The organism is Streptomyces sp. NPDC088766 (assembly GCF_044750845.1).
Classification (GTDB): Bacteria; Actinomycetota; Actinomycetes; order Streptomycetales; family Streptomycetaceae; genus Streptomyces.
Genome location: NZ_JBIVKQ010000006.1, coordinates 226,196 through 252,873, shown reverse-complemented (window position 1 = coordinate 252,873; position 26,678 = coordinate 226,196). Strand labels below are relative to the sequence as shown.

13 protein-coding genes and 2 pseudogenes are annotated in these 26,678 nt (G+C 72.7%); 10 read left to right on the top strand and 5 right to left on the bottom strand.

Annotation, left to right across the window (positions count from 1 at the left end; translation table 11 throughout):
• The first annotated feature begins 600 nt into the window (after positions 1 to 600).
• Positions 601 to 12,828 (top strand): amino acid adenylation domain-containing protein, encoded by a 12,228-nt coding sequence (locus ACIP5W_RS11615; protein WP_401470339.1) that lies wholly within the window; start codon positions 601 to 603, stop codon positions 12,826 to 12,828.
• A 540-nt stretch (positions 12,829 to 13,368) separates the two neighbouring features.
• Positions 13,369 to 13,818, top strand: a complete 450-nt coding sequence (locus tag ACIP5W_RS11610; protein WP_401470336.1) for a spore-associated protein — start codon at positions 13,369 to 13,371, stop codon at positions 13,816 to 13,818.
• Positions 13,819 to 13,953: 135 nt separating this feature from the next.
• Here ACIP5W_RS11610 and ACIP5W_RS11605 read toward each other — a convergent pair whose 3' ends face one another.
• Positions 13,954 to 14,418, bottom strand: coding sequence for a hypothetical protein (locus tag ACIP5W_RS11605; RefSeq protein ID WP_401470333.1), 465 nt, complete (start codon positions 14,416 to 14,418; stop codon positions 13,954 to 13,956).
• Positions 14,419 to 14,583: 165 nt separating this feature from the next.
• Between ACIP5W_RS11605 and ACIP5W_RS11600 the strand changes: the two genes are divergently transcribed.
• Positions 14,584 to 15,318, top strand: a complete 735-nt coding sequence (locus tag ACIP5W_RS11600) for a flavodoxin family protein (protein ID WP_401470330.1) — start codon at positions 14,584 to 14,586, stop codon at positions 15,316 to 15,318.
• A 285-nt stretch (positions 15,319 to 15,603) separates the two neighbouring features.
• Here the strand turns inward: ACIP5W_RS11600 and ACIP5W_RS11595 are convergent, their stop codons facing one another.
• Positions 15,604 to 15,843 (bottom strand): hypothetical protein, encoded by a 240-nt coding sequence (locus ACIP5W_RS11595; protein WP_401470475.1) that lies wholly within the window; start codon positions 15,841 to 15,843, stop codon positions 15,604 to 15,606.
• On the opposite strand from ACIP5W_RS11595, the gene ACIP5W_RS11590 reads away from it, so the two are divergent.
• The 4 genes from ACIP5W_RS11590 (at position 15,760) to ACIP5W_RS11575 (ending at position 19,799) form a co-directional block, all read left to right on the top strand.
• Positions 15,760 to 16,779, top strand: coding sequence for an isocitrate/isopropylmalate family dehydrogenase (locus ACIP5W_RS11590; RefSeq protein WP_401470327.1), 1,020 nt, complete (start codon positions 15,760 to 15,762; stop codon positions 16,777 to 16,779). The two genes, ACIP5W_RS11595 and ACIP5W_RS11590, sit on opposite strands and share 84 nt — an antisense overlap.
• A gap of 575 nt (positions 16,780 to 17,354) precedes the next feature.
• Entirely contained in the window at positions 17,355 to 18,074 is a 720-nt protein-coding gene (gene uppS / locus ACIP5W_RS11585; protein ID WP_401470466.1) for a polyprenyl diphosphate synthase, read from the top strand.
• Positions 18,071 to 19,540: an oxygenase MpaB family protein gene (locus ACIP5W_RS11580; protein ID WP_401470324.1), complete on the top strand. Its 1,470-nt coding sequence runs from the start codon at positions 18,071 to 18,073 to the stop codon at positions 19,538 to 19,540. The genes uppS and ACIP5W_RS11580 overlap by 4 nt, the downstream gene beginning before the upstream one ends.
• 130 nt (positions 19,541 to 19,670) lie before the next feature.
• Entirely contained in the window at positions 19,671 to 19,799 is a 129-nt protein-coding gene (locus ACIP5W_RS11575; protein ID WP_401470321.1) for a hypothetical protein, read from the top strand.
• Between the two features lie 35 nt (positions 19,800 to 19,834).
• Here ACIP5W_RS11575 and ACIP5W_RS11570 read toward each other — a convergent pair.
• Positions 19,835 to 19,942, bottom strand: a pseudogene (locus tag ACIP5W_RS11570) (IS481 family transposase); the annotation flags it as partial.
• Positions 19,943 to 20,744: 802 nt separating this feature from the next.
• On the opposite strand from ACIP5W_RS11570, the gene ACIP5W_RS11565 reads away from it, so the two are divergent.
• Together ACIP5W_RS11565 and ACIP5W_RS11560 are read left to right on the top strand one after the other, a co-directional pair.
• Positions 20,745 to 22,022, top strand: coding sequence for a WD40 repeat domain-containing protein (locus tag ACIP5W_RS11565; RefSeq protein WP_401470319.1), 1,278 nt, complete (start codon positions 20,745 to 20,747; stop codon positions 22,020 to 22,022).
• A 496-nt stretch (positions 22,023 to 22,518) separates the two neighbouring features.
• Positions 22,519 to 22,769: pseudogene (locus tag ACIP5W_RS11560) on the top strand (IS256 family transposase); the annotation flags it as partial.
• Positions 22,770 to 23,015: 246 nt separating this feature from the next.
• On the opposite strand, the gene ACIP5W_RS11555 reads toward ACIP5W_RS11560, so the two are convergent.
• Positions 23,016 to 24,467: a WGR domain-containing protein gene (locus ACIP5W_RS11555; RefSeq protein ID WP_401470317.1), complete on the bottom strand. Its 1,452-nt coding sequence runs from the start codon at positions 24,465 to 24,467 to the stop codon at positions 23,016 to 23,018.
• A 372-nt stretch (positions 24,468 to 24,839) separates the two neighbouring features.
• On the opposite strand from ACIP5W_RS11555, the gene ACIP5W_RS11550 reads away from it, so the two are divergent.
• Complete coding sequence (locus ACIP5W_RS11550; RefSeq protein ID WP_401470314.1) at positions 24,840 to 25,811, top strand: cytochrome P450; 972 nt, start codon at positions 24,840 to 24,842, stop codon at positions 25,809 to 25,811.
• A 225-nt stretch (positions 25,812 to 26,036) separates the two neighbouring features.
• Here ACIP5W_RS11550 and ACIP5W_RS11545 read toward each other — a convergent pair whose 3' ends face one another.
• Complete coding sequence (locus ACIP5W_RS11545) at positions 26,037 to 26,657, bottom strand: DsbA family protein (RefSeq protein WP_401470311.1); 621 nt, start codon at positions 26,655 to 26,657, stop codon at positions 26,037 to 26,039.
• Positions 26,658 to 26,678: the final 21 nt, after the last annotated feature.

The window sequence follows — 26,678 nt, the reverse complement described above, 5'->3', positions numbered from 1 at the left end:
GTCGCCCGGTGAGCTTCGAAGGCCGAACCGCCCAAGGGCGTGCAGATCATGGACTCGCCTTTTTGATCTTGATTTGGGTGGGCTCGGACGCGAGGAATGTCGCCACCTCGGCTGGTGTCCGAAGGCGGGCGGTTGAGGTGCTGATGTGGTGGCCGTGTGCTTCCAGGAGTGGGCGGACCTCCTGTTCTGCGCGGCTGATGGTCGGGGCGGTGACGCCGAAGCCGGCACGCCGAGGTCGGTGGCCTCCATGCGGAACCGGGTGGTGAGCCGGGGGCCGGTGAGGTCGGCGACTTCGGAGACGCGGAAGGTGTTGGCCGCCGCGTGCGCCGGGACGCGCAGCAGGGGACCCCCAGGGCCGCCGCGGTGGCTGCTCGGAGGAAAACGGCCCTGCTGAGGGGGGCCGGGCGGATGGACGCCTTGATGCAGACACGGCACGGATCTGCGGAGCCGGCCGTACCCGTCGGGTGCGTCTTGTTGATCCCGTAGGGTGGACGCGGCCGACGAGTTGGCCCGTAGGGACCGCGTCACCGGTACCCTCCGGCGGCGAGCCGGTGAGGACGGGCGGACGGCCCGTGCCAGGGCCTCACTTGAGAACGGACCATGAGCGACAACACCCTGTGGAACGTCCTGCGGGACGCTGCCCGCGAGCAGCCCGGACAGGTGACGGTGCATGTACGCGGCGACGGCAGCGAAGTCGAGGTGACGTACCGGGAGTTGCTGACCGTCGCCCGGCGTGTCGCCGGAGGCCTGCGTGCGGCCGGGGTCCGAGCCGGCACGTGCGTCCCACTGGTCGCCGACCGCAGCGAGGACTTCCAGGCCATGTTCTGGGGCCTGATCGGCGCGGACCTGGTTCCGGTGCCGCTCGCCGCCGACGTCCGCCGGGTCCTGCCCGTCTGGGAGCACCTGGACCGGCCGCCGGTGTTCGTGGACGCGGCCGGTGCGGACATGGCACGGCACCTGCCCGCCGGAGCGGCCGTACTGCGGCTGGAGGAGGTGCGCGAGGGCGACGACACGGGCGGGCCCACCGCGTGCGAACCCGATGCCCTGGCCTTCGTGCAGTTCTCCTCGGGCAGCACCGGTGTGCCCAAGGGCGTCGAACTCACCCACGCCGCGGTGACCGCCAACCTGCGTCAGATCGTGGCCGTTTCCGACCTGGGCCCCGACGACGTGGTGCTCAGCTGGATGCCCTACTTCCACGACATGGGCCTGATCGGCACGCATCTCGCGCCGCTCGCCGCCCGTGCCCGGCAGGTCAAGATCGGGCCGCTGACGTTCGCGCGGCGGCCCGGGATCTGGTTCGAGAAGGCCACCGCCCACCGGGCCACACACCTGTCGGCCGCCAACTTCGCGCTCGCGCTGGCGACACGGCGCCTGTCCGGCGAGGACATGGCCCGATTCGACCTCACCGCGGTCCGGCGGGTCGTCGTGGGCGCCGAGCCCATCTCCGCTTCCGTCTGGCGCGAGTTCACCCACCGCACCCGGCCCGCCGGACTGGCGCCGCAGGCCCTCCAGCCGGTGTACGGCCTGGCCGAGGCCACCCTCGCCGTGACGTTTCCGCCGCCGGACGAGATCGCCCTGCCGCTGGCACTGGACCGCGCGGAGCTCAGCCGCGGACGCGCGGTGGACGTTCCGGGCACCGACGTGTCCGCCGTCGAACTCATGGACCTGGGACGTCCCGTGCCCGGCTGCACCGTCCGCATCGTCGACGACGCCGGTCGTGAACTCGGTGACCGGCGCGTGGGGCACATCCAGGTGCGCGGTCCCCAGACAGCCCGCGGTTACCGCCGTCTGCCCGACGCCACCGCCGCCGCCTTCACCGACGAGGGCTGGCTGCGCACCGGCGACATGGGCTTCCTGCGGAGCGGACGGCTGTGCGTCACCGGCCGGTACAAGGACGTGCTGTTCCTGAACGGGCTGAAGCACCACGCCGCCGATCTGGAGGACGTCGCCGCCGCCACACCCGGGCTGCCGCCCGGCACGACCGCGGTCGTGGGGTCCACGGACCCGGACACCGGCGGCGAGCGCGTGGTGGTCTTCGTCTCCTGGGCCCGCCCGCCGCGTACGGCCGACGAGGTGCTGGAACGGGTCGCCGCCCGGGTGGGCGAGGCCCTCTTCCACGACGACGTGCGGGTCGTCGCCCTGCCGCCCGGGCAGTTCCCGCGCACCACCAGCGGGAAGGTGCGCCGTCATGTGCTGCGGGAGCGGTTCGAGGCGGGCCGGTACTCCCGTGTCGTCGTTCGCGGTCCCGGTGCGGCCCTGCGGCCGGCGCGACCGACGGCCGGCCGACCCGGCGGACCCGCGTCCGCTCCCACCGGACGGCGCGCTTCGGACGGTGCCGGCACACCGCGGTCGCGGGCGGCCGTCGAGCAGGTGGTGCGCGAGGTGTGGGCCGAAGTCCTCGGCACGGAAGGGGCGTTGCTCGACCTGTATGCGTCGTTCCGCTCGCTGGGCGGCACCTCGTTGAAGGCCATGGAGGTGCTGGCCAAGCTGGAGGACGCCTTCGGCACACCGCTGGAGACGGCCGCCCTGCGCGCCGGTGCCGACACGGTGGCCGGGCTCGTCGACCACCTGCTGGCACAGACGGACAGCTGTCAGGCGGACAGTTGTGCGGACGCCGGTGACGGCCGTGGTCCGAACGGCATGCCCGAGCCGGCCGGGGGCCGTGCGGGGGCCGGGGACGGCGGCGATCCGGACGACACCACCGACCCGGCCCGGGGCGGCGGTCCTGCCCGGCAGGCCCGCGAGGCTCTCGCCGTCATCGGTCTGGCCTGCCGGTTCCCCGGCGCGACGACACCCGAGGCGTACTGGCGGCTGCTGACGGAGGAGCGGGACCTCGTCACCCCCGTGCCCCCGCACCGCTGGGACGCCGACAGGCTCCCGGCCGCCCGCTGGGGCGCCTTCCTCAAGGACCCGGCCGCCTTCGACGCGGACCGCTTCGGGATGTCCGAGGAAGAGGCCCGCACCCTCGACCCACAGGCCCGCCTCCTCCTGGAGCTGGCGCACGAGGCACTGGAACGGGCCGGGTACGCCGGCCCGCGCCGCCGCGCCCACCGCGTCGGCGTCTTCACGACCACCGGAGACAGCGGCTACCGGGAGCTGCTCGACCGCGCCGCCGAGGACAGCGGCACGGACCTGCCGCCCTCGGCGCTCACCGGCAACCTCCCCAACCTCCTCGCCGCACGCATCGCCCAGCACTTCGACCTCGACGGCCCCGCCCTGGCCGTGGACACGGCCTGCTCCTCCGCCCTGGTCGCCCTGCACCTGGCCCGTCGCAGTCTCGCGGCGGGCGAGTGCGACATCGCCCTGGTCGGCGGCGTCAACCTGCATCTCACCCCGACCGCGCACCGGATGCTGCACGCCGCGCAGGCCCTGTCGCCCACCGGCCGCAGCCGGGCGTTCGCCGCCGACGCCGACGGGTTCGCCCTGGGCGAGGGCGGCGCGGTGCTCGTGCTGCGGCGCGAGGAGGACGCCCGGCGCGCCGGCGACGAGCTGCTCGCCGTGGTGCGCGGCACCGCCGTCAACAACGACGGCACGTCACTGAGCCTGATGGCACCCAACCCCGCCCGCCAGCGTGAGGTCATCACCGCCGCCCACACCGCGGCCGGCATCGACCCGGCCGAGGTGACCTACGTCGAGGCGCACGGCACCGGCACCGCCCTCGGCGACCCCGTCGAGCTGAAGTCCCTCGCCCACGCCTTCCCGCCACGGCCCGGCGCCCGGCCCCGGCTGCTGGGCTCCGCCAAGACCAACATCGGCCACCTGCTCAACGCCGCCGCGCTGCCCGGGCTCGTCAAGGTCGTGCTGGCGCTGCGCCACGGCCAGGTACCGCCCTCGCTGCACGCCGACCCGCCTTCCGCGCTGGTCGCCACGGCGGGTTTCCAAGTGCCCGGCCGGCTCGTCGACTGGCCCGCGCCGCCCTCCGGGGGACCGCTGGTGGCGGGCATCAACGCCTTCGGCTTCGGCGGCACCAACGCGCACGCCGTCCTCCAGCAGGCCACCGGTCGTCCACCGCAAGAGCCCCGGCCGGAAGACGGCCCCCACCTGCTGGCGCTGTCCGCCGCAACCCGGCCCGCGCTGCACGCCCTCGTCCGCGACCTGTCGGCCCACCTGGACGCCCACCCCCGGACCGCCACGGCCGACCTGTGCCTGACGGCCGCGACGTCCCGGGACGACGACCCGCACCGGCTGGCCCTCGTCTGCGACGAGGACGGTGACCTGCGCGCCCGCCTGGCCGCCCTCGCCACGGCCCCGGCCGGCGACCGGACGGCGGACGGCCCGCCCACAGGCACGGACGTGTTCACCGGAACCGTCCGCACCCGCCCCCGCCTCGCCTTCCTCTTCCCCGGCCAGGGCACCCAGCGTCCGGGCATGGCCGCAGAGCTCCACGCCACCGCTCCCGTCTTCCGGGACACCCTCGACGAGGCGTGCGCCGCGCTCGGCCCGCTGCGGGGCCGCACCCTCACCCACTGGTGCACCGATCCCGGCGCCGATCCGGCCGAACTGGCCCGCACCGAGATCACCCAGCCCCTCCTGGTCGCCTACGAGGTCGCTCTCGCCCGCCAGCTGGCTTCCTGGGGCGTCGTACCGGACGCGGTCGCCGGACACAGCATCGGGGAACTGGCCGCGGCTTGTGCCGCGGGTCTGCTGCCACTGCCCGCCACCGTGCGCTTCGCCGCCGCACGCGGACGTGCGATCGCCGAGCTGACCGAGCGCGGCGCGATGGCCGCGGTGCTCGGCGCGGACGACGCCGTGCAGACGCTGATCGCCGCTTCGGACGGCGCCCTGGCCGTCGCGGCCCGCAACGCCCCCGGCCGCCTCGTCCTGTCCGGCACCGTCCAGGCGGTGGAAGACGCCGTGGCGGAACTCACCGCGCGAGGCGTCACCGCCCGTCGGCTCCGGGTCTCCCACGGCTTCCACTCCCCGCTGATGGAGCCGGCCGCCCGGGCGGTGCACGACGCCGCACACGCTCTGACGCCCACCGCCGGCCGAATACCGCTGCTGAGCACCCTCACAGCCGACTGGGCGCCCGCCCCCGACGCCGCCCACTGGCGCGAACACACCCTGCGCCCCGTCCGGTTCGGCGCCGCCGTACAGCGGCTGACCGAGGACGGGTACGACACCTTCGTCGAGATCGGGCCCGGCACCGACCTGCCGGCCGCCCTGCGCACGGCCACCGCGGGCCGGCCCGGCGCCCCCGTGACCGTACTGTCCGCCCTGCCCGCCGGACACCGCCAAGGGAGCGGCGGACGCCGTGAACTGCTGCGCGCCGTCGGCCGGTTGTGGACGCGCGGCGTCACCGTCGACCACGCCGCGCTCGCTCCGACGGGACGCCGCGTGCCGCTGCCCACGTACCCCTTCCAGCGGCGCACCTACTGGCCCGGACCCGACGCCGCGAGGCTGCTGCAGCACGTCACCTGGACGGCGGCCCCCCTCGCCCCGCCCGTCGATGCCGCCCCGGTCACCCTCGTCACCGGGCCCGATGCAGAGGCGGTGCGGGAGCTGTCCGCACGGCTGGCCGAGCGCGGGGTGCCGACGGCACGCACGGGCACGACCTGCGCCCACACCGTCGTGCACCTGGCCCGACGGGCGGGGGAGGACACCGAGGCGCCGGCCGCGGCGGCCGACTTCCGGCACACCGTACGGCAGTTCGACCGGGCCGGTGCGCGGCGCCTGCTGGTCCTCACCGAGGACGCCCACCGCACCGGCACCGACGGCGAGGCCCGGCCGCACCCCGAGCAGGCCCTGCTCACCGGGCTCGCGCTGGCCTTCCCGCAGGAGACCGAGGGCGCGGAGCTGGTCTGCGCCGACCTGTCCTCCCTCGACACCCGTGAACTGCGGCTGGACGCCGTCCTGGCAGAAGTGACCGCCACCGGCAGCGGCACCCGCGTGACCGCCTGGCGGCACGGCACCCGGCTCCTGCGGGGCATCGCACCCCTGCCCGCCACCGCCGTGCCGGACGGGGACGGCCCGCTGCCCGCCGACGGCGTCTACCTCATCACCGGCGGCGCGGGCGGCCTCGGCGCAGCACTCGCCCGGGACCTCGCCGGACGCGGCCGCCCCACGCTCGTCCTCACCGGCCGCTCCCCCCAGCCCCCGGCCGGACTCCTCGCCGAACTCGCCGAGTACGGCGCCGACGCGCACTACCGGCAGGCCGACGTGACCGACGAGCGGCAGCTCGACGCCCTCCTCGCGCAGGCTCCCGCACCGGACGTCGTCCTCCACGCTGCGGGCGTGGTCCTGCCGGGGTCGCTGCGCGGCACCGGCCCGCAGGACACGGACCGTTCACTGGCCGCCAAGACGCACGGCACGCGGCTTCTGGCCCGGGCCCTGGACCGCCACGGGCACCGCCCCGGGCTGTGCGTGGCCTTCTCCTCGGTGGCCTCGGTACTCCCCGACGCCGCGGGCGCGCTCGGCGACTACGCGGCGGCCAACGCGTTCCTCGACGCCTTCGCCGCGGCCGAACGCGCCGCCGGGCGCCGCTGGCTGGCGCTCAACCTCGGGCCCATCGCCCGTACCGGGCTCGCCTCCGCCCTCGGGGACGGCACACCTGCGCGAGCCGGCGGCGTCCCCCTGTCCCGGGCCGAGGCGCTGCGCGCACTGCGCGCGGCCTGCGCCGTCGACACGGCCCAACTGGTCATCGCCGACCTGACGGACGCGGACACCCCGCCGACGAGCAGTGCTCCGGTGGGGACGGACACCAAGGTCCAGGCAGAGGCGCGCGTACCGGCAGGTCCTGCCGAGCACCACCGTGCCCCGGCCACCGCCGTCCCCGGCGACCCGTCCGGCACCCGCCTGCTGATACAGGGCCTTCTGGCCGAAGCCCTGCAGCTGCCCCCGGAAGCCGTCGACCAGGACCAGGCCTTCCTCGCGCTCGGCCTCGACTCGCTCGCGGCGGTCGACCTGGTCCGGCGGCTCGAACGCGCACTGGGACGGGACCTTCCGGCCACACTGTTCTTCGAGTACCGCACGGTACGTGAACTCGCCGCCCACCTCGACGCCCGGCCGGCCGGCGACGGCACCCGGCCGGCAGCAGCACCGCCCCGCGACGTGCCCGCTCCGCCGGCGGCCGCAGAAGGCGTCCCGTTCCCGCTGACACCCGTCCAACTGGCCCTGCACACCAGCAGCGTGCTGTACCCGCGGACCCCGGCCCGCGGCTGGGTCCGGCAGACCGTCCGGGGGCCCCTCGACCCGGCCCTGCTGCGCCGCGCCCTCACCGCGCTGGCCGCACGGCACGGCATGCTGCGGGTGCGCATCGCGCAGGACGGCGGGGTACCGCACCAGAGCGTGATGCCGGGCGCCGCACCCGAGGTGTGGTTCGAGACGCGGTCGTGCCCCGGCGGCGGAGCGGCGCTCCACGCGCTGGAGACGGAACTCACCAACCGGCCCCTGGACCTCACCGCCGAACCCCCGTTGCGGGCACTGCTGGTGACCGAGGACGCCGAAGTGGCCCACCTGCTCCTCGTCGTGCACCACGTGGCCGCCGACGGCTACAGCCTCAACGTGCTCTGCACGGAGCTGTGGACGCTCTACACCGACCTCGCCCTCGGCCGCGAGCCCTCCGCGCTGCCGCCCGCCGCGGACTTCGCCGCCTACACCACCGACGCCCGCCGACCCACCGTCCGCGCCGGCGACCTCGCGTACTGGACGGCCCGTCTGACGCACCACGCCCCCTTGCCCCTGCCCTGCGACGGCCACCCCGAAGCCGAGGACGGCCCCGGGCCCCTCACCGCCGTGCACCACGTCCTGGACGAGGGCCTCGTCGCCGCGCTGCGCGCCCGGGCCGCCGCATGGAACGTCTCCCTGTTCCACCTCCTGCTCGCCGCCTACACCCGCTGCCTGGCCCGGTGGACCGGGCACCGGGACATCGCGGTCAACGTCGCCCGCGCGGGCCGCGACGCCCGGGTGCCGGGGCTGGACCGGATGGTCGCCCCCCTCGCCGACACCCTGCCGCTGCTGCTGGACACCGACCCGGACGAACCGCTGCCCCATCTCGCCGAACGCGTACGGCTGGCCTGGCTGGAGAGCGAGCGGCACGCCACCGTGAGCAGCCTCGACCTCGCCCGGATGACGCCGGGCGACGCCTCGGGACCGCGTGCGGTGAGCCCAGCGAGCTTCAGCTTCGCCCGCTTTCCGGCAGCGCTGGACGCGGACTGCCCGGTCGAGGTGCGACCGACCGCCGCGGGCACCGGCTCGGCCGCCACCCGGCTCAGCCTGCTGGTCTGGGAGGACGGACCGCTGCTCCGGCTGTCCTGGAACGCCCCCGAGCGCCTCCTCACCCCCGCCACGACGACCCGGTACGCAGCCGACTTCGCACGGGAACTGGACGCCCTCGCGGGCACCGCCGGTGCCCCGGGCGCACACAACGGCCTCCCCACGACACCACCCGCCCCCGCTGCCCGGGCGACCGTCGTCGGCCGTCTGCTGGAGCGATTCCGCACCGCCCCCGACGCCGTCGCCGTCGACGACGGCCGCCTGACCCTGACCTACCGCGACCTGGACACAGCCAGCCGCAGCCTCGCCCTCCGGCTGCGCCGACAGGGCGTGCGGCGAGGGGACCTGGTGGGCATGGTCACCTCCCCGGGCCCGAGCACGGTGATCGCCGTCACCGGCATCCTGCGGGCGGGCGCCGGATGGGTGCCGCTGGACGCGGAGCACCCGGCGGCCCGGCTGGCGGAGCAGACGACCCGCTGCGGCGTCTGCGTCATCGTGCACGACGACCGCACCCGACCGGCCGCGCGGGCACTCACGGCCGCGACAGCCGTCCCCGTCATCACCGACCCGGAACCCCTCACCGTCACCGGGCCGGTCGCCGATCCACCGGACGACCCCCTCAACGAGACCGCCGCGGACTCCGACGCGACGGCCTACGTCATCTTCACCTCCGGCTCCACCGGCCGCCCCAAGGCCGTGCCCATCACCTTCCGGGCCATGGAGAACTACCTCGACTGGGCCATCACCACCTTCGCCTACGGCCCCGGCGACCGGCTCGCGAACACCTCCTCCCCGTGCTTCGACGCCTCCGTACGCCAGTTGCTCGCCCCGCTGCTGACCGGCGCCACGGTGGTGACCGCCGACCGTGACCTGGTGCGCGACCCGGAGCTGCTGCTCGACCACGTGGAGCGGGCGCGGATCACCGTGTGGAGTTCGGTGCCGTCGCTGTGGGAACGGCTGCTGGCCGCAGCGGAGAACCGTCTGCGGCGCGGTGCGGTCCTGCCCGACCTGTCCGCGCTGCGCCTGGTGCACGTCGGCGGGGAAGTGCTGTGGGCGGACTGGGTGCGCCGCTGGTTCGACCTGTTCGGTCCGGGACAGCGCATCGTGAACCTCTACGGGCCGACCGAGACGACCATCAACGCCACCTGCCACATCGTCGGCGAACGCCCCGCCGACGACGTCACGGCGCTGCCCATCGGCCGCGCCGTCGCCGGGACGGAACTGCTCGTGGCCGGACCCGGCGGCGAGCAGGCCGGTCCTGGCGGCACCGGTGAGCTGCTGATCGGGGGCGTCGGCCTGTCCGCCGGTTACCTCAGCCAACCCGACCTGACGCGCGCCGCATTCGTGTGGCGCGACGACCGCCGCTGGTACCGCAGCGGGGACCGGGTGGAGGTGCTGCCCGACGGCGCGCTGCGGTTCGTCGGCCGGATCGACGACCAGGTCAAGATACGGGGCCACCGCGTCGAACCCGCAGAGGTGGAGGCCGTGCTGCGCGCCCGTGCGGACGTCGCGCAGGCAGCCGTGCTGGCCCACGACGAACGGCTGCTGGCCTTCGTCGTGCCCGCGGCACCGGACGAGCGGGAAGGCGCGGACGCGGTGGCGCTGCGGCGGTATCTGACGGACTCCCTGCCGCCCTACATGGTGCCCGCCCGGATCGTCCTCCTGGACGCGCTGCCCCTGACCGGCACCGGCAAGACCGACCGGCGGGCCCTGCTCGAGCGGGCCGCCCGAACACCGGCCACGGGCACGCCCCAGGCCCCGGCCACCCCGCCCGAAGCCGGCGCGCGCTCGTCCGGAGCAGGCGCCACGGAGGAACAACTCCGCCGCATCTGGTGCGAGGTGCTCGGTGTCGACCGCGTCGGCCGCCACGACGACTTCTTCGAACTCGGCGGTGACTCCCTGCTGGCCCTCCAGGTCTTCGACCTGCTCGCCCGGCAACGCGGCGGCCCACTGCCGCGGCCCACCGCCGTCTACCGGCACCGCACCCTGGCCGCGCTCGCCGCAGCCGTGGACGCCGAAGCCGTGGACGCCGAGTCGGCGGGGAAGAGCAGGCGACCCGCCCCGGCCGGCCCGCAGGGGCCCACCCCCGGCGACAGCGCCCCGGCGTTCCCGGACGCCTACCCCGTCACCCCGAGCCAGCGCGGCTTCCTGCTCGCCGAGGCCATCGCCCCCGGCACCGGGGCGTCCTGGCTGGCCCGGCTGCGCCTGACCGGCCCGCTCGACCAGGACCATTTCCAGCAGGCCGTCGACACCCTCGTGGCCCGGCACCCCATGCTGCGCACGGTCTTCCCCGCCGGGGCGAGACCGCCGGTGCAGCAGGAACTGCCCCCGTCGCTGCGGCTACCGGTCGCCTTCGAGACCGTGTCGGACCCACAAGAACTGGCGCGGCGCGTCGAGGAAGAGCGGCGCCGCCGCTTCGAGCCATGGGCCTGGCCCCTGCTGCGCCTGCGCGTGCTCACCCTGACACCGCAGGAGCACGTGCTCCTCGCGCACGCCCACCACCTGATCGGCGACGGCTACAGCGCCGCCCTCCTCCTGGAGGAGCTGACCACCGTCCACGACGCCCTGAACCGCAGCACGCCAGCCGAACTGCCCGAGCTGCGCGGCACGTTCCGCGAACACGCGGAACGCACCGCCAGCCAGGACGAGAACCCGGAACCGCAGGCGGACGGCGCGCGGCGGCGCCGGGCCGCCCTGTGCGCGCCCTACACCAGACCAGTCCTGCGACCTCCGGCCGACGGCGCCGGACGGAGCCGGCCCGACTCGTCCGGCACCCACGTCTTCCTCTCCCACGGCTTCGTCCTGGACACCCCCGTCGTGGACGCCCTGCGGAAGATCGCGGCCGAGGCGGGCGCCACCCTCTACGCGCCGCTGCTCGCCGCCTACCACCAGGCGCTCGCCGCCCTCACCGGCCAGGAGGACCTGGTCATCGGGCTCGCAGTGTCCGGCCGCGACCACCCGCTGCCCGGCATCCACCGCATCTTCGGGCCGTTCGCCACCGCCGTCGCCGTCCGCCCCTTCGGCCCCGGCGCCCAGGCCCCGCCCGGGGACGACTTCCCACAGCGGGTGCGCGACATCGTCGACGAGACGGTCACCGCCCGCATCCACGAGGACATCGTCCCGCGGGACGCCGGCGGACTGCCGTTGACGTCGCAGTTCTTCTTCACCTTCCTCGACTTCGGCACGCTGGGCCCGCGCAGCGGTGACACCCTGGCCGTGCGGTGGGACGAGGAGGAGGACAGCGACTTCACGCCGCCCGCCGCCGGCACGGACGTCTTCCTCGCCGTGCGGCCGGACGACGACCGGCTGCGGGTCACCGTACGCGGTGCGGCGGCGGCCTTCGACGACGCCGCGCTCGCCGCGTTCACCGAAGGGCTGCGCGACCGGCTCGTCTCCCGGGCGGCGCGGCCCGTACGGCGCTCCACGCCGCCCGGCGGGCAGGACCTGGACGCCGCCCTCGTCGGCTACCTGCCCGCGCCCGCCCACCTGGCCCGGCTCGCGGGCCTGCCGGAGACCGGCACGACCCGCGAGGACATCCGCCGCCTGCTGTTCCCGGACAACGCCCCCCGCCTGCTGGAGACGACCCTCACCCCGCTGGGCCGGTCCGGGTTCGTCGCCCTGCCCCTGTTCGCCGACGAACTCGCCGGGGACGGCTCCCTGGCCGGGCACACCGTCCGCGCCGTGGAGACGGCGTCGGCACGGGGCGCCCGCTGCGTCTCCCTGGCCGGCATGATCCCCTCACTCACCGGCTACGGCTTCGACGTGCTGCGCGCCTCCCGCGCCCCCGCGTCGATCACCACCGGGCACGCGGCCACGGTCGTCTCCGTGGTCCGCACGGTGCACTCCGCACTGTCGGCCACCGGCCGCGACCTGGCCAGCACCGACCTGGCCGTGGTCGGGCTCGGCTCCATCGGCGGCTCCTCGCTGGAGCTGCTGCTCACGCTGGCCGAACGGCCGCCCGCCCGACTCGTGCTGTGCGACGTGCCGGGCAGCGGTCCGCGGCTGCGCGAGCTCGCGCGGACGCTGCGCGGGCGCGGCCTGGCCGGGGACGTCGCCGTCCACGTCTCGGACCCCGGCCTGCCCGACGCGGTGTACGAGGCAGATCTGATCGTTGCGGCCGTCAGCGGGCACAGCGCCCTCGTCGACATCGACCGGCTGCGTCCCGGCACCGTCGTCGTGGACGACAGCTTCCCGCACTGCTTCGACACCGCCCGGGCCCTCGCCCGCATGCGCGAGCACGCGGACGTCCTGGTCCTGGGCGGGGGCCTGCTCACGGTCGGCGCCACCCGGCGCACCCTGGCGGACGGGCTGCCGGACCTCGTCGCGACCTCCGACGCGGTGGCGCGGCACGGACTCCCCGGCACGCTGGCCTCCTGCCGGACGGAGTCACTGCTGCACGCCTGGGGCGCCGACGTACCCCTGGTGCGCGGCCTGGTCGACGGTCCCACGGCCCTCGCCTACTGGCGGGCCGTGGAACAGGCCGGAATCACCGCGGGGCCGCCGCACCTGCTCGGGCACGAAGTCGCGGTCCCGGGCCGGGGCACGTACAGGGCCTGGAACGACTTCTTCGAGCAGGCCGAGGTCATCCTGGCGACACCGCCTGAGCCGCAGGGCTGACCTGGTCGGCAAAGCACTCCGCTGTGGACGCCACTGGTCATGGGCCGGGCTCACCCGCGACACGAGGGATGAGCCATGGCCCCGGTCCGCGTGGATCCGGAGCGCTTGCACACAGCCGGCATCCTCTGCCCCGCTCAGCAGCCGTCCCCGCCTTCCCGATCCCACACCTGTCGATGACCACGTCCGCTCACCGAGAGGCTCCTGGCCGCGGCCGCCGGACCGCCCGACAGCATGGAGGCGGCCGGGCTGCCCCACCTGCTGCCGCCCGTCCGCTGCTGCACCGTTCGTGAGCCGGCGTCGGCCGGCCGGCCCGGCCGACGGAGCACACCGGCTCCGGCCCGACCGCCGCCGCCTCAGCCGGGAGCTCCTACGGCCCATACCTGGCAACCGCTGCTCAGACGCTGCCGGTTGCGTCCCGACGTGGCCAAGCACCACATCGGTTATGGCTGAAAGAACCGGTAAATCCGGCACAACCATCTGAAGGGGCGGCACGTCACATACAGCAGGAGCAACCAACTCCTAAGATCACAAGGGGGAAATATGCGCTTCACTCCGTCCATGCTGGGCGCCGCCGCACTGGCCGTTCTGTCGGTCGGTGCCACCACCGCCCTGGCGGCACCCGCGTCAGCCACACCCAACACCACACCGCAGAAGGTCTGCGGAAACGGCTACAAGACGGTGAACTCCGCCGCCATCGGCTCACTGGGCACCGTGTACCTCGCCTACAACACGACCAACGGCAACAACTGCGTCGTCACCATCCGCACCAACCCCGGCACCACCCTGGACATGTCCTCCTGGATCTACGTCCCCGACACCAACGAGGGCGACGACGACTACGGGCGCTACACCTCGTACGCCGGACCCTCCTACGTCATCGGCAAGGGCCACTGCGTCGACTGGGGCGGCAGCATCGCCAACACCCACGTCCAGGTGACCGGCTCCAACTGCGGCTCCCTGACGGAACACCGGACCACCTACACCCGCTGATCCACCCGGCACGCACACAAGGCCGCAGCGATCCGGCCTGCCCCGGCGGAGCCCACCGGGCTCCGCCGGGGCCACCACGGGAGCGGGCGAGAGCGGCCCCGACCGGGGCGGTGAGGAACACACTCACCTGCGCTGTCACGTCGTTGGGTGAGCGAGTGTCTGCTTGAAGCACAGTCCCTCCACCCCGGCCGCCGTCCGCTCCAGCCACTCCCGCGCCAGGGCCGGGTCAGCCGTCGACGGGCACAGCACCCACGGCGCCGTCAGGCCGCTTTCCGCGAACAGCTCTTCCAACGCCGCACGGCGCCACGCGTACGGCCGGACAGCCAGGTCGCCGCCTCGCTGGACCGGGTCGAAGGCCACGAAGTGCGCCGGCCACTCCCGCGCCGCCCGAACGGCAGCCGCCCCGCGCCGGGCGAGCCGCTGCCGCAGCCGCTCGAACGCCGGCCGGTCCCGCTCCCGCACCACGAGCTCGCCATCGATCCCGGTGTCCGCCGACAACTGCGCCAGGGCCGCCGCCCGGATCTCGGGGAAGGCGTCCATCACGTCCGTGCCGCGCCGTGAGGGCAGCAGCACCCCTACGCCCGGCTGCTGGACGACCATGCGATGGACCCGCAGGGATGCGTGTCTCCCTGCCTGCGGAAAGCTCCGCGCCGGTGCGTCGCGCGGACAACGAGCGCATTCCGCGAGAAGCTGCTGCTGGGACGGCGCGCAGCTCCGACCTGTCCCGTCCCGCGCCTCTGTTCTTTCTCCTTCCGGGAGTCCGCCATGGCAGCACCGCCCGCGCCACGTGGGGACGAATACCGCTTCGACGACCTGCGCGCGCTCTTCGTCAACTGCACGCTCAAGCCGTCACCTCGGCTCAGCCACACACAGGGCCTCATCGACAAGAGCCGCACCATCATGGACACGTGCGGGGTGAGCACGGACGAGATCCGTGCCGTCGATCACGACATCGCCACCGGCGTCTACCCCGACATGACCGAGCACGGATACGCCACGGACGCCTGGCCCGCCCTGTACGAGCGGGTGATGGCCGCGGACATCCTCGTGCTGGCCGGACCCATCTGGCTGGGCGACAACAGCTCGGTCACCAAGCGGATCATCGAGCGGCTCTACGCCTGCTCCAGTCTTCTCAACTCCTCCGGGCAGTACGCCTATTACGGACGCGTCGGCGGCTGTCTCATCACCGGCAACGAGGACGGCGTGAAGCACTGCGCCATGAACGTCCTGTACAGCCTCCAGCACCTCGGTTACACCATCCCGCCGCAGGCCGACGCGGGTTGGATCGGCGCCGTGGGACCCGGCCCGTCCTACTTGGACCCCGGCTCCGGCGGCCCGGAGAACGACTTCACCAACCGCAACACCAGCTTCATGACCTGGAACCTGATGCACCTGGCGGCCCTGCTCAAACGCACCGGGGGCATCCCCGCCCACGGCAACCAGCGCTCGGAATGGGACGCGGGCTGCCGACCGGGTATGGACAATCCCGAACATCGCTGAGCAGGACCACAAGTCCGGGACCCCTACGGCTCTACCCGTTCCCACCACTCCCCAGTCCGCGGCAGCCGGGCCCGCCAGGCGCGCGCCACGTCGATGACCGGGCCGGCTTTGCGCCCGGCGGTCGGAACTGGACGAGCCGCAGATCCCTCCGGCGTCCAGGGCGCCGCCGAGCGCCCAGCGTATGCCGACCGCGTACAGGCCGACCGCAGCCTGACTGACGGTGAACAGCCGACCTGGTGGAGTCTCAATGGGTGAGTCGGGAGGCTCCGCCGGCCGTCGGCGCTGTCAGGCGTCGGTGCCGGCGGCCTCTTCGAGCAGGTCCATGGCCTGGTTGTGGAAGCGGCGTTCGGCGTCACGGCACGGGGCGTTGAAGAAGACTCGCTGAGCTTCGGCAAGATCGCAGTTCAGCAGGCCCATGGTCACGAACACGGCTTCCACTCCGTGGCACCCGTTGTCCTTGAGGAACTGCTGGAGCACGTCCTTGTCGCCGGTTGCCTCCCAGAGGGGCCGGGCGGTTGCCTGCATGGCAGCGACTACTACGCCCGCACCGGGAAGATGATGGCCGACGACGGCCTGGAACAGCTCAAGGACTTCGACGCCATCTACTTCGGAGCCGTCGGCTGGCCCACCGTCCCCGACCACATCAGCCTGTGGGGCCTTCGGCTGAAGATCTGCCAGAGCTTCGACCAGTGGGCCAACATCCGCCCGGTCCACTTCCTGCCCGGCATCACCAGCCCGCTGCGCAAGGCCGACACCACCGAACTCGACTGGGTCGTCGTCCGCGAGAACAGCGAAGGCGAATACGCCGGCCTCGGCGGACGCAACCTCTCCGGCCGCGGACCCGGTGGCGAAGTCGCCGTCCAGTCGGCCCTGTTCACCGAGGTCGGCTGCGAACGCATCATCCGCTTCGCCTTCGACCTCGCACGCACCCGCACCCGCCGCAAGGTCTCCTCCGTCACCAAGAGCAACGCCCAGCAATACGGCATGGTCCTGTGGGACGACGTCTTCAAGCGCGTTGCCGCCGACTACCCCGACGTCGAGACCGAGAGCGTCCTGGTCGACGCCATGTCCGCCAAGTTCGTCCTGCACCCCGAGGACCTGTCGGTCGTCGTCGCCTCCAACCTCAACGCCGACATCCTCTCCGACCTCGGCAGCGCCCTCGCCGGCAGCCTCGGCCTGGCCGCCAGCGCCAACCTCAACCCCGAACGCCGCTTCCCCAGCATGTTCGAGCCGGTCCACGGCTCCGCCCCCGACATCGCCGGACAGGGCCTTGCCAACCCCATCGGCGCCGTCGGCAGCGCCGCCCTCATGCTCGACCACTTCGGCCTGCCCGACCATGCCGCCCGCCTGAACAAGGCCATCGAGACCGTCACCAGCACCGGCATCCTCACCCGCGACGTCGGCGGCACCGCCTCCACGGAAGAGGTCACCAAGGCCCTCATCGGCGCGCTGAACAACTGAGACGCCGTCCCACGGCGCTCCACCGAGCACCCCGGTCCGATCTCACGTCGCGCCGACGGACCGGGACAGCCGCTCCACAGCGGCCGGACCGTGCCGGGCCCACAATCACTGGGGGCCCGGCACGACTGTGCCCGGCACGGCTGTGCGGGGGAACCGAACGGCCCCGCCGATACGGACCACGATCCGGCACGCGACGGCGGTGGGAACACCCCGGGACGGCCGCACCAACCGACAGGCGGCGGTACGCCGAGACCGGGGGCAAGTCACGCCAGTCCTTGGGGAAGGCTGCCGATGCCGAAGGGAATCGTGCAGATGAGCAAGGGGTGACGGGCCTCCGTGTGGCCGGTCGGAGCCCTTGCCTTCCGCCAGACTCCTGAAGACGGACGCTCCGGTGGAGCGCGCGTATGAGGCGATACGGGGTGGGCGTGGCCGAGCGTGGTAGGGCTGAGCGTGCCGCTGCGGGTGAGACGGGGCTGGGTGTGAGGGACCAGGACGTCCAGCGCACACGCGCGGCGACGGGGGACCGGCCGGGTGGGCGGCAGGACAGCGACGAGCAGTGGCGAGCCGACGGGCCGGTGCGTGCGGTGCCGCGGCACGTGGCCTGCGTGATGGACGGCAACGGCCGTTGGGCCCAGCGGCGCTCGCTTCCCCGGACGGCGGGCCACCGGGCTGCGGAGACCACCGTCATCGACATCATCGAGGCCGCTCGGGCGGCCGGCGTCGAGTGGCTCAGCCTGTACGCCTTCTCCACCGAGAACTGGAACCGTCCTGGTTCCGAGGTCGACTACCTGATGCGCCTGGTCCGCCGGGTGGTGCGCAAGCACGCGCCGCTGCTGCTCGCCCGCGGCATCCGCTGCCGCTTCCTCGGGGCTGCGGACCCGCGTATCCCACGTGAGCTGGCTCGGGATTTCGAGGATCTGGCGACGCTGACCGCCGACAGGCGGGGGATGACGCTGACCGTCGCCTTCGACCACGGCGGACGCCGGGACATCGTGGAGGCCGCCAGGTCGCTGATCCGAAGCGGGACGCCCGCCGAGGAGGTGACCGAGCGGCTCTTCGCGGACCACCTGCCGTTCCCCGACACTCCCGACGTGGACCTCGTCATCCGCACCTCCGGCGAGCAGCGCATCTCGAACTTCATGCTCTGGCAGGTCGCCTACGCCGAGTGGGTCTTCCCCGAGGTGCTCTGGCCGGACTTCCGGGCCCCGGACTTCCTCGCCTGCCTGCACACCTACCGCCGCCGTGACCGCCGCTTCGGCGGCGTGCCGCCCCAGACGAACGGAGACCCGTCATGACGACTGGAACCACCACAACGGCCGACGAAACACCCCTGTTCGGGCCGGAGTCGCAGTTCAGCGCCTTCTTCGACGACCCGCGCTGGGCGCTGGCCGTGATCCGCGCCACCGTGTTGGAGGCCGCCCACCCGCAGATCGGTGCCGCACTCGTCGACAACTCCACCTTCGTCGCCCACCCCTGGCGTCGGCTGCGCAACACCTTCCTCAGCATGCGCCGCATGTTCGACGCCGATCCGGCGGTACGCGAACGGGAGGCCGCCCGGCTCAATAGGCTGCACGCCCGCATGAGCGGCTCCGACTCCCGCGGCCGCGCCTACGACGCCATGGACCGCGCGACCCGCGCCTGGGTGGTCGCCACCCTCTTCGAAAGCGCCGTCAGCATGTGCCGACTGAGCGGCCAGCCGCTCGACCAGGACGCCATGGAGCGCATGTACGCCGAGTACCGCATGTTCCTCGCCGCACTCGACGGCGACGCCGGAGAGCTCCCCGAAGACCTGAACGGTTTCTGGCGGTACTTCGACAGGGTCGTCGAGGACGAGCTGGAGAACACCGAGGCGGCCCGCGTCATCCTCTACCGGCTCTTCGACCACCTGCCCGCCCCCGCGCTGCTCGCCGGCGCACCGACACTGTGGGCCGCCGGCCGGGCCGTCGTCGGTCCGCTTCTCGGCGCGATCACCGTCGCATCGCTCCCCGAACCGTACCGGCGCAGGGCCGGCCTGCCCGAGATGCCCGGCGCCCCGACCCTCATGCAGGGCGCCTACCTGGCCGCCGGGCTCACCCGATTCCTGCCCGAGGGCTGGATCAACGCCGAAACCGTCATCGAGGCCCTGTCCCTCTCACCCGACAGCGACGACCCCCGCGCCCGGACCGCGGCCGCGCTGCGCGCCCGCATGAAGCGGGCCTCCGCCCTGCTCCGCCTCCTCACACCACTGAGCGACGAGACCGGTCCCGATCCGGTCCCGGCCGCCTCGCGGGCCACGGGAGAGGGCCGGCGCTCGGCGGAGGAGTTCTTCCGTCAGGTGCTGGACCAGACCGGCGACGGCCACCTCGACTGGCCTGACCTCGCCGCCATGGCACGCGAACTGGCCACCCGCCTCGACCTGGACGAACCCGAGGAGACCCGCCTCTACGACGCCTTCGCCGCCTGGTGGCGCGAACTCCAGGCCACTCTCGACACGGACGGCGACGGCCGCGTCAGCGCCGACGAGTACGCTGCCGCCGTCCCCTCCCTCGCCGGTCCCGCGCTCATCCGCGTCGCCGAGGTGCTCTTCGACGCCACCGACAAGGACGGCAGCGGGACCATCGACGCGGACGAGCACAGGACGCTCTTCCGCACCGCCTTCCGACGCGACCTCACCACCACCGACGGCACCTACAGTCGCAGCGCCTTCGTGGGCGACTTCCTCTCCTTCATGTCGGGCCGGCGCACGAACACCCCGTACGACCCCCTCCTCACCGATGCCTGACAGACCGTGGGGCGTGCCTGCCGCCAACACGGGTACCGGCGCCGTCATCACCGCGCCGACCCCGACCTCCTGGGACCGCTGCCCTTGCCGGAATCCTCGTCCGGGCAGGTCTGGCGGCATGCTCGTACTCGTGGAGAAGGCCGCCGAGGTGATCGCGTCGTCGTGCCTTGAGGCAGGCGATCTGGTCCGGATCGGCGATGGGCGATCGCCGACCGGCGGGGGCAACGGGGTCAACGGGCGGGCGTTCGCGATGCCCTGATGGGGCCGGTGCACATGGTAGGAACGCTCGAATTCCCGCAGGGCATGGAGCAGATGCCGCCGGTCCCAGATCACGGTCCGGTCCAGCAGATCGCGCCTGCAGGTCTGCACCCAGCGTTCCACGACCGCATTCGTCCGCGGCATCCGGACGCCGCTGAGCACGACCTCGATCCCCGCATCGGCAAGGACCGTGACGAACAGGGCGGGGAACTTCCCGTCCCGGTTCCCGTCCCGGTCCCGGATCAGGAACCGCGCCCGGCAGTTGACATCCTCCAGGTCCATGACGAGATTCTTCGTGGCCTGTGCCACCCATGAGGCCGTCGGGTGCGCGGTCGCGCCCAGGATCCGGATCCGTCGGCTGGCGTGCTCGATCACGGCGAACACGTAGAGTCGTGCCCCGGTCAGGGGGACCGTCCCGAAGAAGCCGCAGGCCAGCAGCGCGTCGGCCTGGGAGGCAGGAAGTCGGCCCACGTACTGGAGGTCCGCTCGGGCGCCGGGTCGGTCCCGGCCTCCCGCACGATCCCCCGGACCGTGGAGGCGGCGGCCTTCACGCCCGGCACCAGCAGCTCACCGCGGAGGCGCCGGCAGCCCCACGCGGGGAAGCAGCTCGGGCCGCCGACAGGGAGCTGACCCGGGCCCTGAACCAGCCTCACGCCGGGCGGTCATGAGCTCACCAAACGGCACTACCGAGACTGACTCGTCCAGAGGCACGGGTCTCCGTCACCACCACGAAGGGCGGGCCCAGTGCTCAGGGGATTGTGCACAGGCGTGGCGGGGGCGTGCGGGCTCTGCACTGAGGCGAGTAACTGACAGACCGTCAAGTGACGGAGGTCTGTCACGCTGCCTCGAAGCGGAAGCAATGCTTATGGCCTGATGTCCGAGCCGGGATCCAAGGCCTGGCTGCGTAGGTTGCAAGCGAGAACAGGGCCGCGTCTAGAGTGTCGTCATGAGTGACCACGGTCATATGACCGTATCGGCGTCAGGGCTGTCGGGGGCGGGCTCGTGGTGGACAGACCTGCGATGGCTGGTGACCGCTGATCCGGAGCGGGTGCTGGGGTTGCCGGCCTCCGATGCGGACTCCGATGCACGGCTGGTGGCTGCGGTGTACCAGGCGTCGGTGGACGTACACCGGGACGTGCCACCGTGGGTGCGGCGGCAGTTGCTGGCCTTGGACGCGGCTCGGTACGGGGACCGGGAGTTGTCGGCGCGGATCGCCGCCGTGCCCGTGGAGGACGTCGACGCCGAGCCATGGCGGGTGCTGTGGTCCACCGGCACACAAAGGGACCCGAACTTCCAGATGAACCCGTCCGGTCACACCAGCGGTGTGAACGCGGTGGCGACAACCTTCTCGGACGGCCGCCACGTCGTGGTCACCGGCAGCAAGGACCAGACGGTCCAGGTGCGGGACCTTGAGACCGGCCGGCCGGTTGGCGGACCCATGGGCGACCTCAATGGCAGGGTGTGGGCGGTGGCGACGGCGGTGGTCGACGGCCGGCCGTACGTCGTCACGGCCAGCGACTGGGCGGTACGAGCGTGGGACCTGGCCACCCGACACCAGACGGGCGAGCTGCCGGGGATCAACGGTGAGGTGTGGTGTGTGGGTATGGCTGTCGTCCGGGGGCGACCGTGTGCGCTCGCCAGCGACGACGACGTATCCGTGCGGGTCTGGGATCTGGCCGGTGGGGAACAGGTCGGCGAGCTGACCGGACACGACGACTTCCTGATGGCCGTCGAGACGCTGGTGATCGATGGCAGGCCCCATGCGGTGGGCTGTATGAGCCGCGGCAAGGTCTGGACGTGGGATCTGACCACCGGACAACCGGTCGGGGAGCCCCTGCCGGGCCACGACAGCGAAGCGTGGGCGGTCGCGACAGCGGTCATCGGCGGCCGAGCTCACGCGATCACGGCAGGTTATGACGCCACCGTGCGCGTGTGGGACCTGGCCACGAGACGGGAAGTCGGCAGGCTGGTCGGCCACGAAGGCACCGTGTCCGCGGTGGTGACCGCGGTGATCGGTGGAGAACTCCGGGTTGTCACGGGTGGTTCCGACGGAACGGTGTGCCTGTGGGAGCCGGCGGCCGGACGGCAGATAGGCCGGGAACTGGTGTTCCCCGCGCCGGTCTACGCGCTGACCGTGACCCCGGAAGGTTCGCTCGTGGTGGGCTTCGGCGGTGACGTCGCGGTCCTGACTCTGCACTCTGACCCTGGCTCCACGAGACCGTGAGCTGCTGGTGCTGTGACCGGAGTGGTTCGCCGGTTCCGTCCGGCGATGAGGGCTGCGCAGCCGGTGACTGCGCAGCCCTGCGGCAGTCCCGTCGACCTGTTCCAGAAGCCATGGATTATTTGGCCGCACCGTAACCGCGAGGCCCCGCTGAGCCCTTCACCGGCCTCACCGGTGGCTGTGCTTGGGCGGATCCGACCCTGTGCTGTTCGCCGCTCTGGGCCGCGGTCGGCTCCTGACAACCTTGCGTGAGGACCTGGCCGGTGTGACCGTGCGGGTGGCGCAGCGCTGCTGACCGGTCACTGCGACCCGCTCAGCGACCTCACGGCCGTCGGCCAGGCGACGCCGCGGCGGCCTCCCGTCTGCTCACGATCTTCGTTTTCCACGCACCGGCGCGCCGTTATCGATCTCGCAGCGGCGGGCGCCGACGCGGACGCAAGCCTGGCCGAGCGGGACTGTAAACCGTTCGATGTAACTCCCGATCATGGAGGATGCACCGATGACCAGTGAGAATGTGACCGAGGCCGAGGCCGAGGCCGTCGAGCGTCTGAGCCGAAGCCGTCGAAGGCGGTGGATGACCGGCTGATCGACGAGTTGGTGTCCCGTGCCCGGGCGGAGGGCCTGCGGCTGACCGGCGAGGGCGAGTTGCTCCAGCAGCTGACGAAGCGGCTGCTGGAGTCCGCCCTGGAGGGTGAGATCACCGATCACCTCGGTTATGACAAGCGCGATCCGGCCGGGAAGAACGGCGGATGACCGTGCAGCCCTGCGGGGCATCATTCACGTCCGGTGCAAGGGCGTGAGCCGGAGGGACGTCCCACCCGAACAGATCGCACTCAGCGGTGTGGCGGCCTGGCGCCGCCGGCAGGACCGGGCCCGGGCAGGCGTCCGGCCCCGCCTCCGCACAGTCCTTCGCGTCGAGCTGGACCGCACGGGGCGGCGCGCCGGGAGCCTGCCCGCCAGGCGAGTCGCGCACGGACGTCCCCTGGTGCAGGGGCTTCACAGCAGCCGTCGGATGTCGCCGCGGACCCGGTAGAAGCCGCCTGCCGCCGTGTGCAGGGCGTCCACGACGTAGCGTGCTCCAGGCTCCCGTATCGCACGCGGGAACTGGACGTTCAGCGCTGGATCGTAGCCCTCGGACACCACGTGCACCCGGACGCGCCCCGCCTCGCTGACGCACTCCACGACGACCGCTCCCGCCGGGGCCTGGGCGACGGTGGTCACCGCGCCCGCGGCCGTGGCTGGCTCGTAGGTCGGCAGGGCCGCAGCGAGCTTGACGTCCCGCGCCAACGGCACCGTACCCTGCTGCGCCGCGGAGACGGCCGCCTCGCTCGCGTCCACGCACACCAGCGAACCGTCCGTCGTCACCAGGTACAGCCGCTCGTCGCGGTACTGCATCGACAGCGCCGAACCGCCGCCGGTGCCGAGCTTCCACAGGCGTGTGCCGTCCTGGTCGAAGCAGTAGACCGACGAGGCCGCGTCGCCCGCGAAGACGAACTGCCCGCCGGGCGAGGTGGCGCACGAGTACACCGCACTGTCGCACGCATACGTGGCCTCGATCGCGCCGGTCCGCTTCGACAGCCGCTGGACCACCCTGTGGGCGGTGCCCGCGTACACGACGTCGTCCTCCTGCCAGCCGAACAGGACACCGCCCCGGGTGGACGTGTGCCACAGTTCCCGGCCGCCGTCCGGCGCGTAGGCCGTGACGCCCCGGTGGTGGCCGTGGTAGACGGCCTGATCGTCGGCGCGGACCATCCAGGCGTGCTCGCCCTGGCTGCGTCGGGACCACTGGTGCTCGTCCTCGTGGTCGATGACGGTGAGCCGGCCCTCGCGGTCGGAGACGTCCAGGACGCCCTCGTGGATGTCGAGCCAGAAGATGTCGACGTCCGCCGCGATGTCGTAGGCGGCGAAGGGCAGCTTGGAGGACAGGTCGTACACCTTGCCGTCGTCACAGCCGGCGTAGATCCAGAAGTCGTCGGCCACCAGGCACTTCACGCCGTCCGGCAGGCTGAAACGGGCCAGTGCGTTGCCGTCGTGGTCCAGGGTGTACACGTCACCCGCCTGGTTGCCGACCCAGCAGCCCTCGCCGTCGATGTGGATACCGAACGCCGAGGAACCGGTGGCGAACCGCCACAGCACGGGGGCGACGGCACGCGCGGTGGACGGGGCCGAGACCACCTGACGCCGGGTCACCGCGCGCGGGGCACGCTGCCCCGCAACGGCCGGGGCGTATCCCCTGCGGACCTTCTCGCCGACCTTCTTCGCGGCCGCGGCGCGCGCTTTCTCCGCCGTGGGGAACGTCGTCGTCTGGGTTTGTCCGCCGGCGCCGATCCGCCCGTAGCGCACCGTCACCACCTGCCCGTCGACGGTCACTTCGTAGAACTTGTGCGCACCGTCACCCTCCTGCGACAACTCCAGATACGTCGTCGACCCCGCGGACCCGGCAGACATGGCACACCCCTCCCCACAGCGGACCCGTGGCCTTTCCAGCGGGTCTCACTGCTCACACCGTAGAAGGAGCCACTGACAATCACCCACGCCGACGGCCCCGGCAGGTGTTCCCGAATGCGCTTGACGCGCGCCGTTCCGCCGTGGATGACTCTCAACACCGCGGGTCCCACCGCAGACAGGCAGCGGTTCCTGCTCAGGGCCCGGGGAAGCACCGGCCAACATGGTGTTTTCCGACCGTACACATGTCCCTCCCCACAAAATGGCAGCCCTGCGGACATCGTTGACCTCGCTGCACTGGGTGAGTCCTTCACCCGCGATCCCCATCCCGTGTATGCCGACTTACGGGCCCGGGGCGCGGTCCACCGCATCCGGATGCCGGAAGGAGGCGCGGAGGCCTGGCCCGTCGTCGGGTACGAGGCCGGACGTGCCGCACTTGCGGACCCCGGACTCTCGAAGGACTGGAGCAGGGCATCCCCCTCCCTGCCACCTGGCGCCATCTCCTCCGGCCCGCACATGCTCAGGGCCGACCCGCCGGACCACACACGGCTGCGCAAACCGGTCGCCCGGGAGTTCACCGCGCGCCGGGTGGAGCAACTCGCCCCCGGCATCCACAAGACCACCGACGCGCTGCTGGACCGGATGCTGCCCGCCCCCGACGGACGCGCCGACCTCGTCGAGGCGCTGTCCTTCCCGTTGCCGATATCCGTGATCTGCGAACTCCTCGGTGTACCGGACCTGGACCGCGAATCCTTCAGGACCTGGTCGAACGACGCCCTCAGCGCCACCGATCCCGAAGAGCGCACCGCAGCGGCAACCGCGATGGCGCGATACATGGCGGAGCTGGTGGAGGGCAAGCGGAAACAGCCCGGCGACGACCTCATCAGCGCGCTGATCCACGGCTCCGACGAGGACGGGGACCGGCTGTCCCGCGAGGAACTCCTCGGCACGGCCCGGCTCCTGCTCGTGGCCGGCCACGAGACCACCGTGAACCTCATCTCCAACGGCGTCCTCGCCCTGCTCACCCACCCGCAGCAACTGGCCGCCCTGCGCGCGGACCTCTCTTCGATCGACACCGCGGTCGAGGAGATGCTCCGCTACGAGGGTCCTCTGGAGACTCCCACGTTCCGCTTCACCACCGAGCAGGTGACGATCGGCGACACGGTCGTCCCGGGCGGCGGCGAACTCGTCCTGATCGCCATGGCCGACGCCGACCGCGACCCCGCCCGCTTCCCCTCACCCGACCGCTTCGACATCTCCCGCGACGCCCGCGGCCACATGTGCCGCACAGGCCTGCCCAAGCCCATGCGGCCGGTCCGCCGACCAATTCACCTGCTTCATCGGTGACCTCGACCGAGAACGTCCCGCGGTCGGTCGCACCTGGGGCGGCTGTGTTGAAGGCGGCCAATTCTTCGCCCAATCGCCCAATCGCCCAATCGGTCATTGAGGTCGGTGTCACGCTCGCCGATGGTCAGAGTCGGGCCAAAGCTGTGGTTGGTCGTCACGGCGCGGAGTACGTCAGTCCGTCCGGCTCCACAGCACGCGATTACTCACGACCTTGACCCACTTTTACTAGTGGGTCTGGGGTTTTTGGGTGCGGGTGCGTTTGAGCTCGTAGAAGCCGGGGGTGGTGGCGAGGTGGTGGATGGCGTTGAAGAGGTGGAGGGCGGTTTCTCCACGGGGGGTGGGGGTGAGAACGGGGCCGAAGAAGGCGTGGTTGTCGATGGCGATGATGGGGGTGCCGAGGTCTTCGCCGACCTGGTCGATGGCGTTTTGGTGGGAGGTGCGGAGGGCGGTGTCGTGGTCGGTGGTGGTGGCGGTGGTGGCGAGCTGGGGGTCGAGGCCGGTGGCGTGGAGGGCGTTTTCCAGAGTGGTCTGGTTTGCGGGTGCGTTGTCGTGGTGGTAGCGGTGGCCGAGTTCGGTGTAGAGGGGGCCCAGGATGTGGGAGCCGTAGCGTTGTTCGGCGGCGATGCAGACGCGGGCGGGTCCGTAGCTCATTTTTTCGCGGTACTTGCGGGGGATGTCGCGGCCTTCGTTGAGGATGGCGAGGCTCATGACGTGCCAGCGGAGGGTCAGGGGACGTTGTTGGTGCACTTCGTGGATCCAGCGGGAGGTGATCCAGGCCCAGGGGCAGAGGGGGTCGAACCAGAAGTCGACGGTGATGGTGTCGGGTGGGGACACGTCTGCGGGCACGTCGGTCTCCCTGTGCTGTGT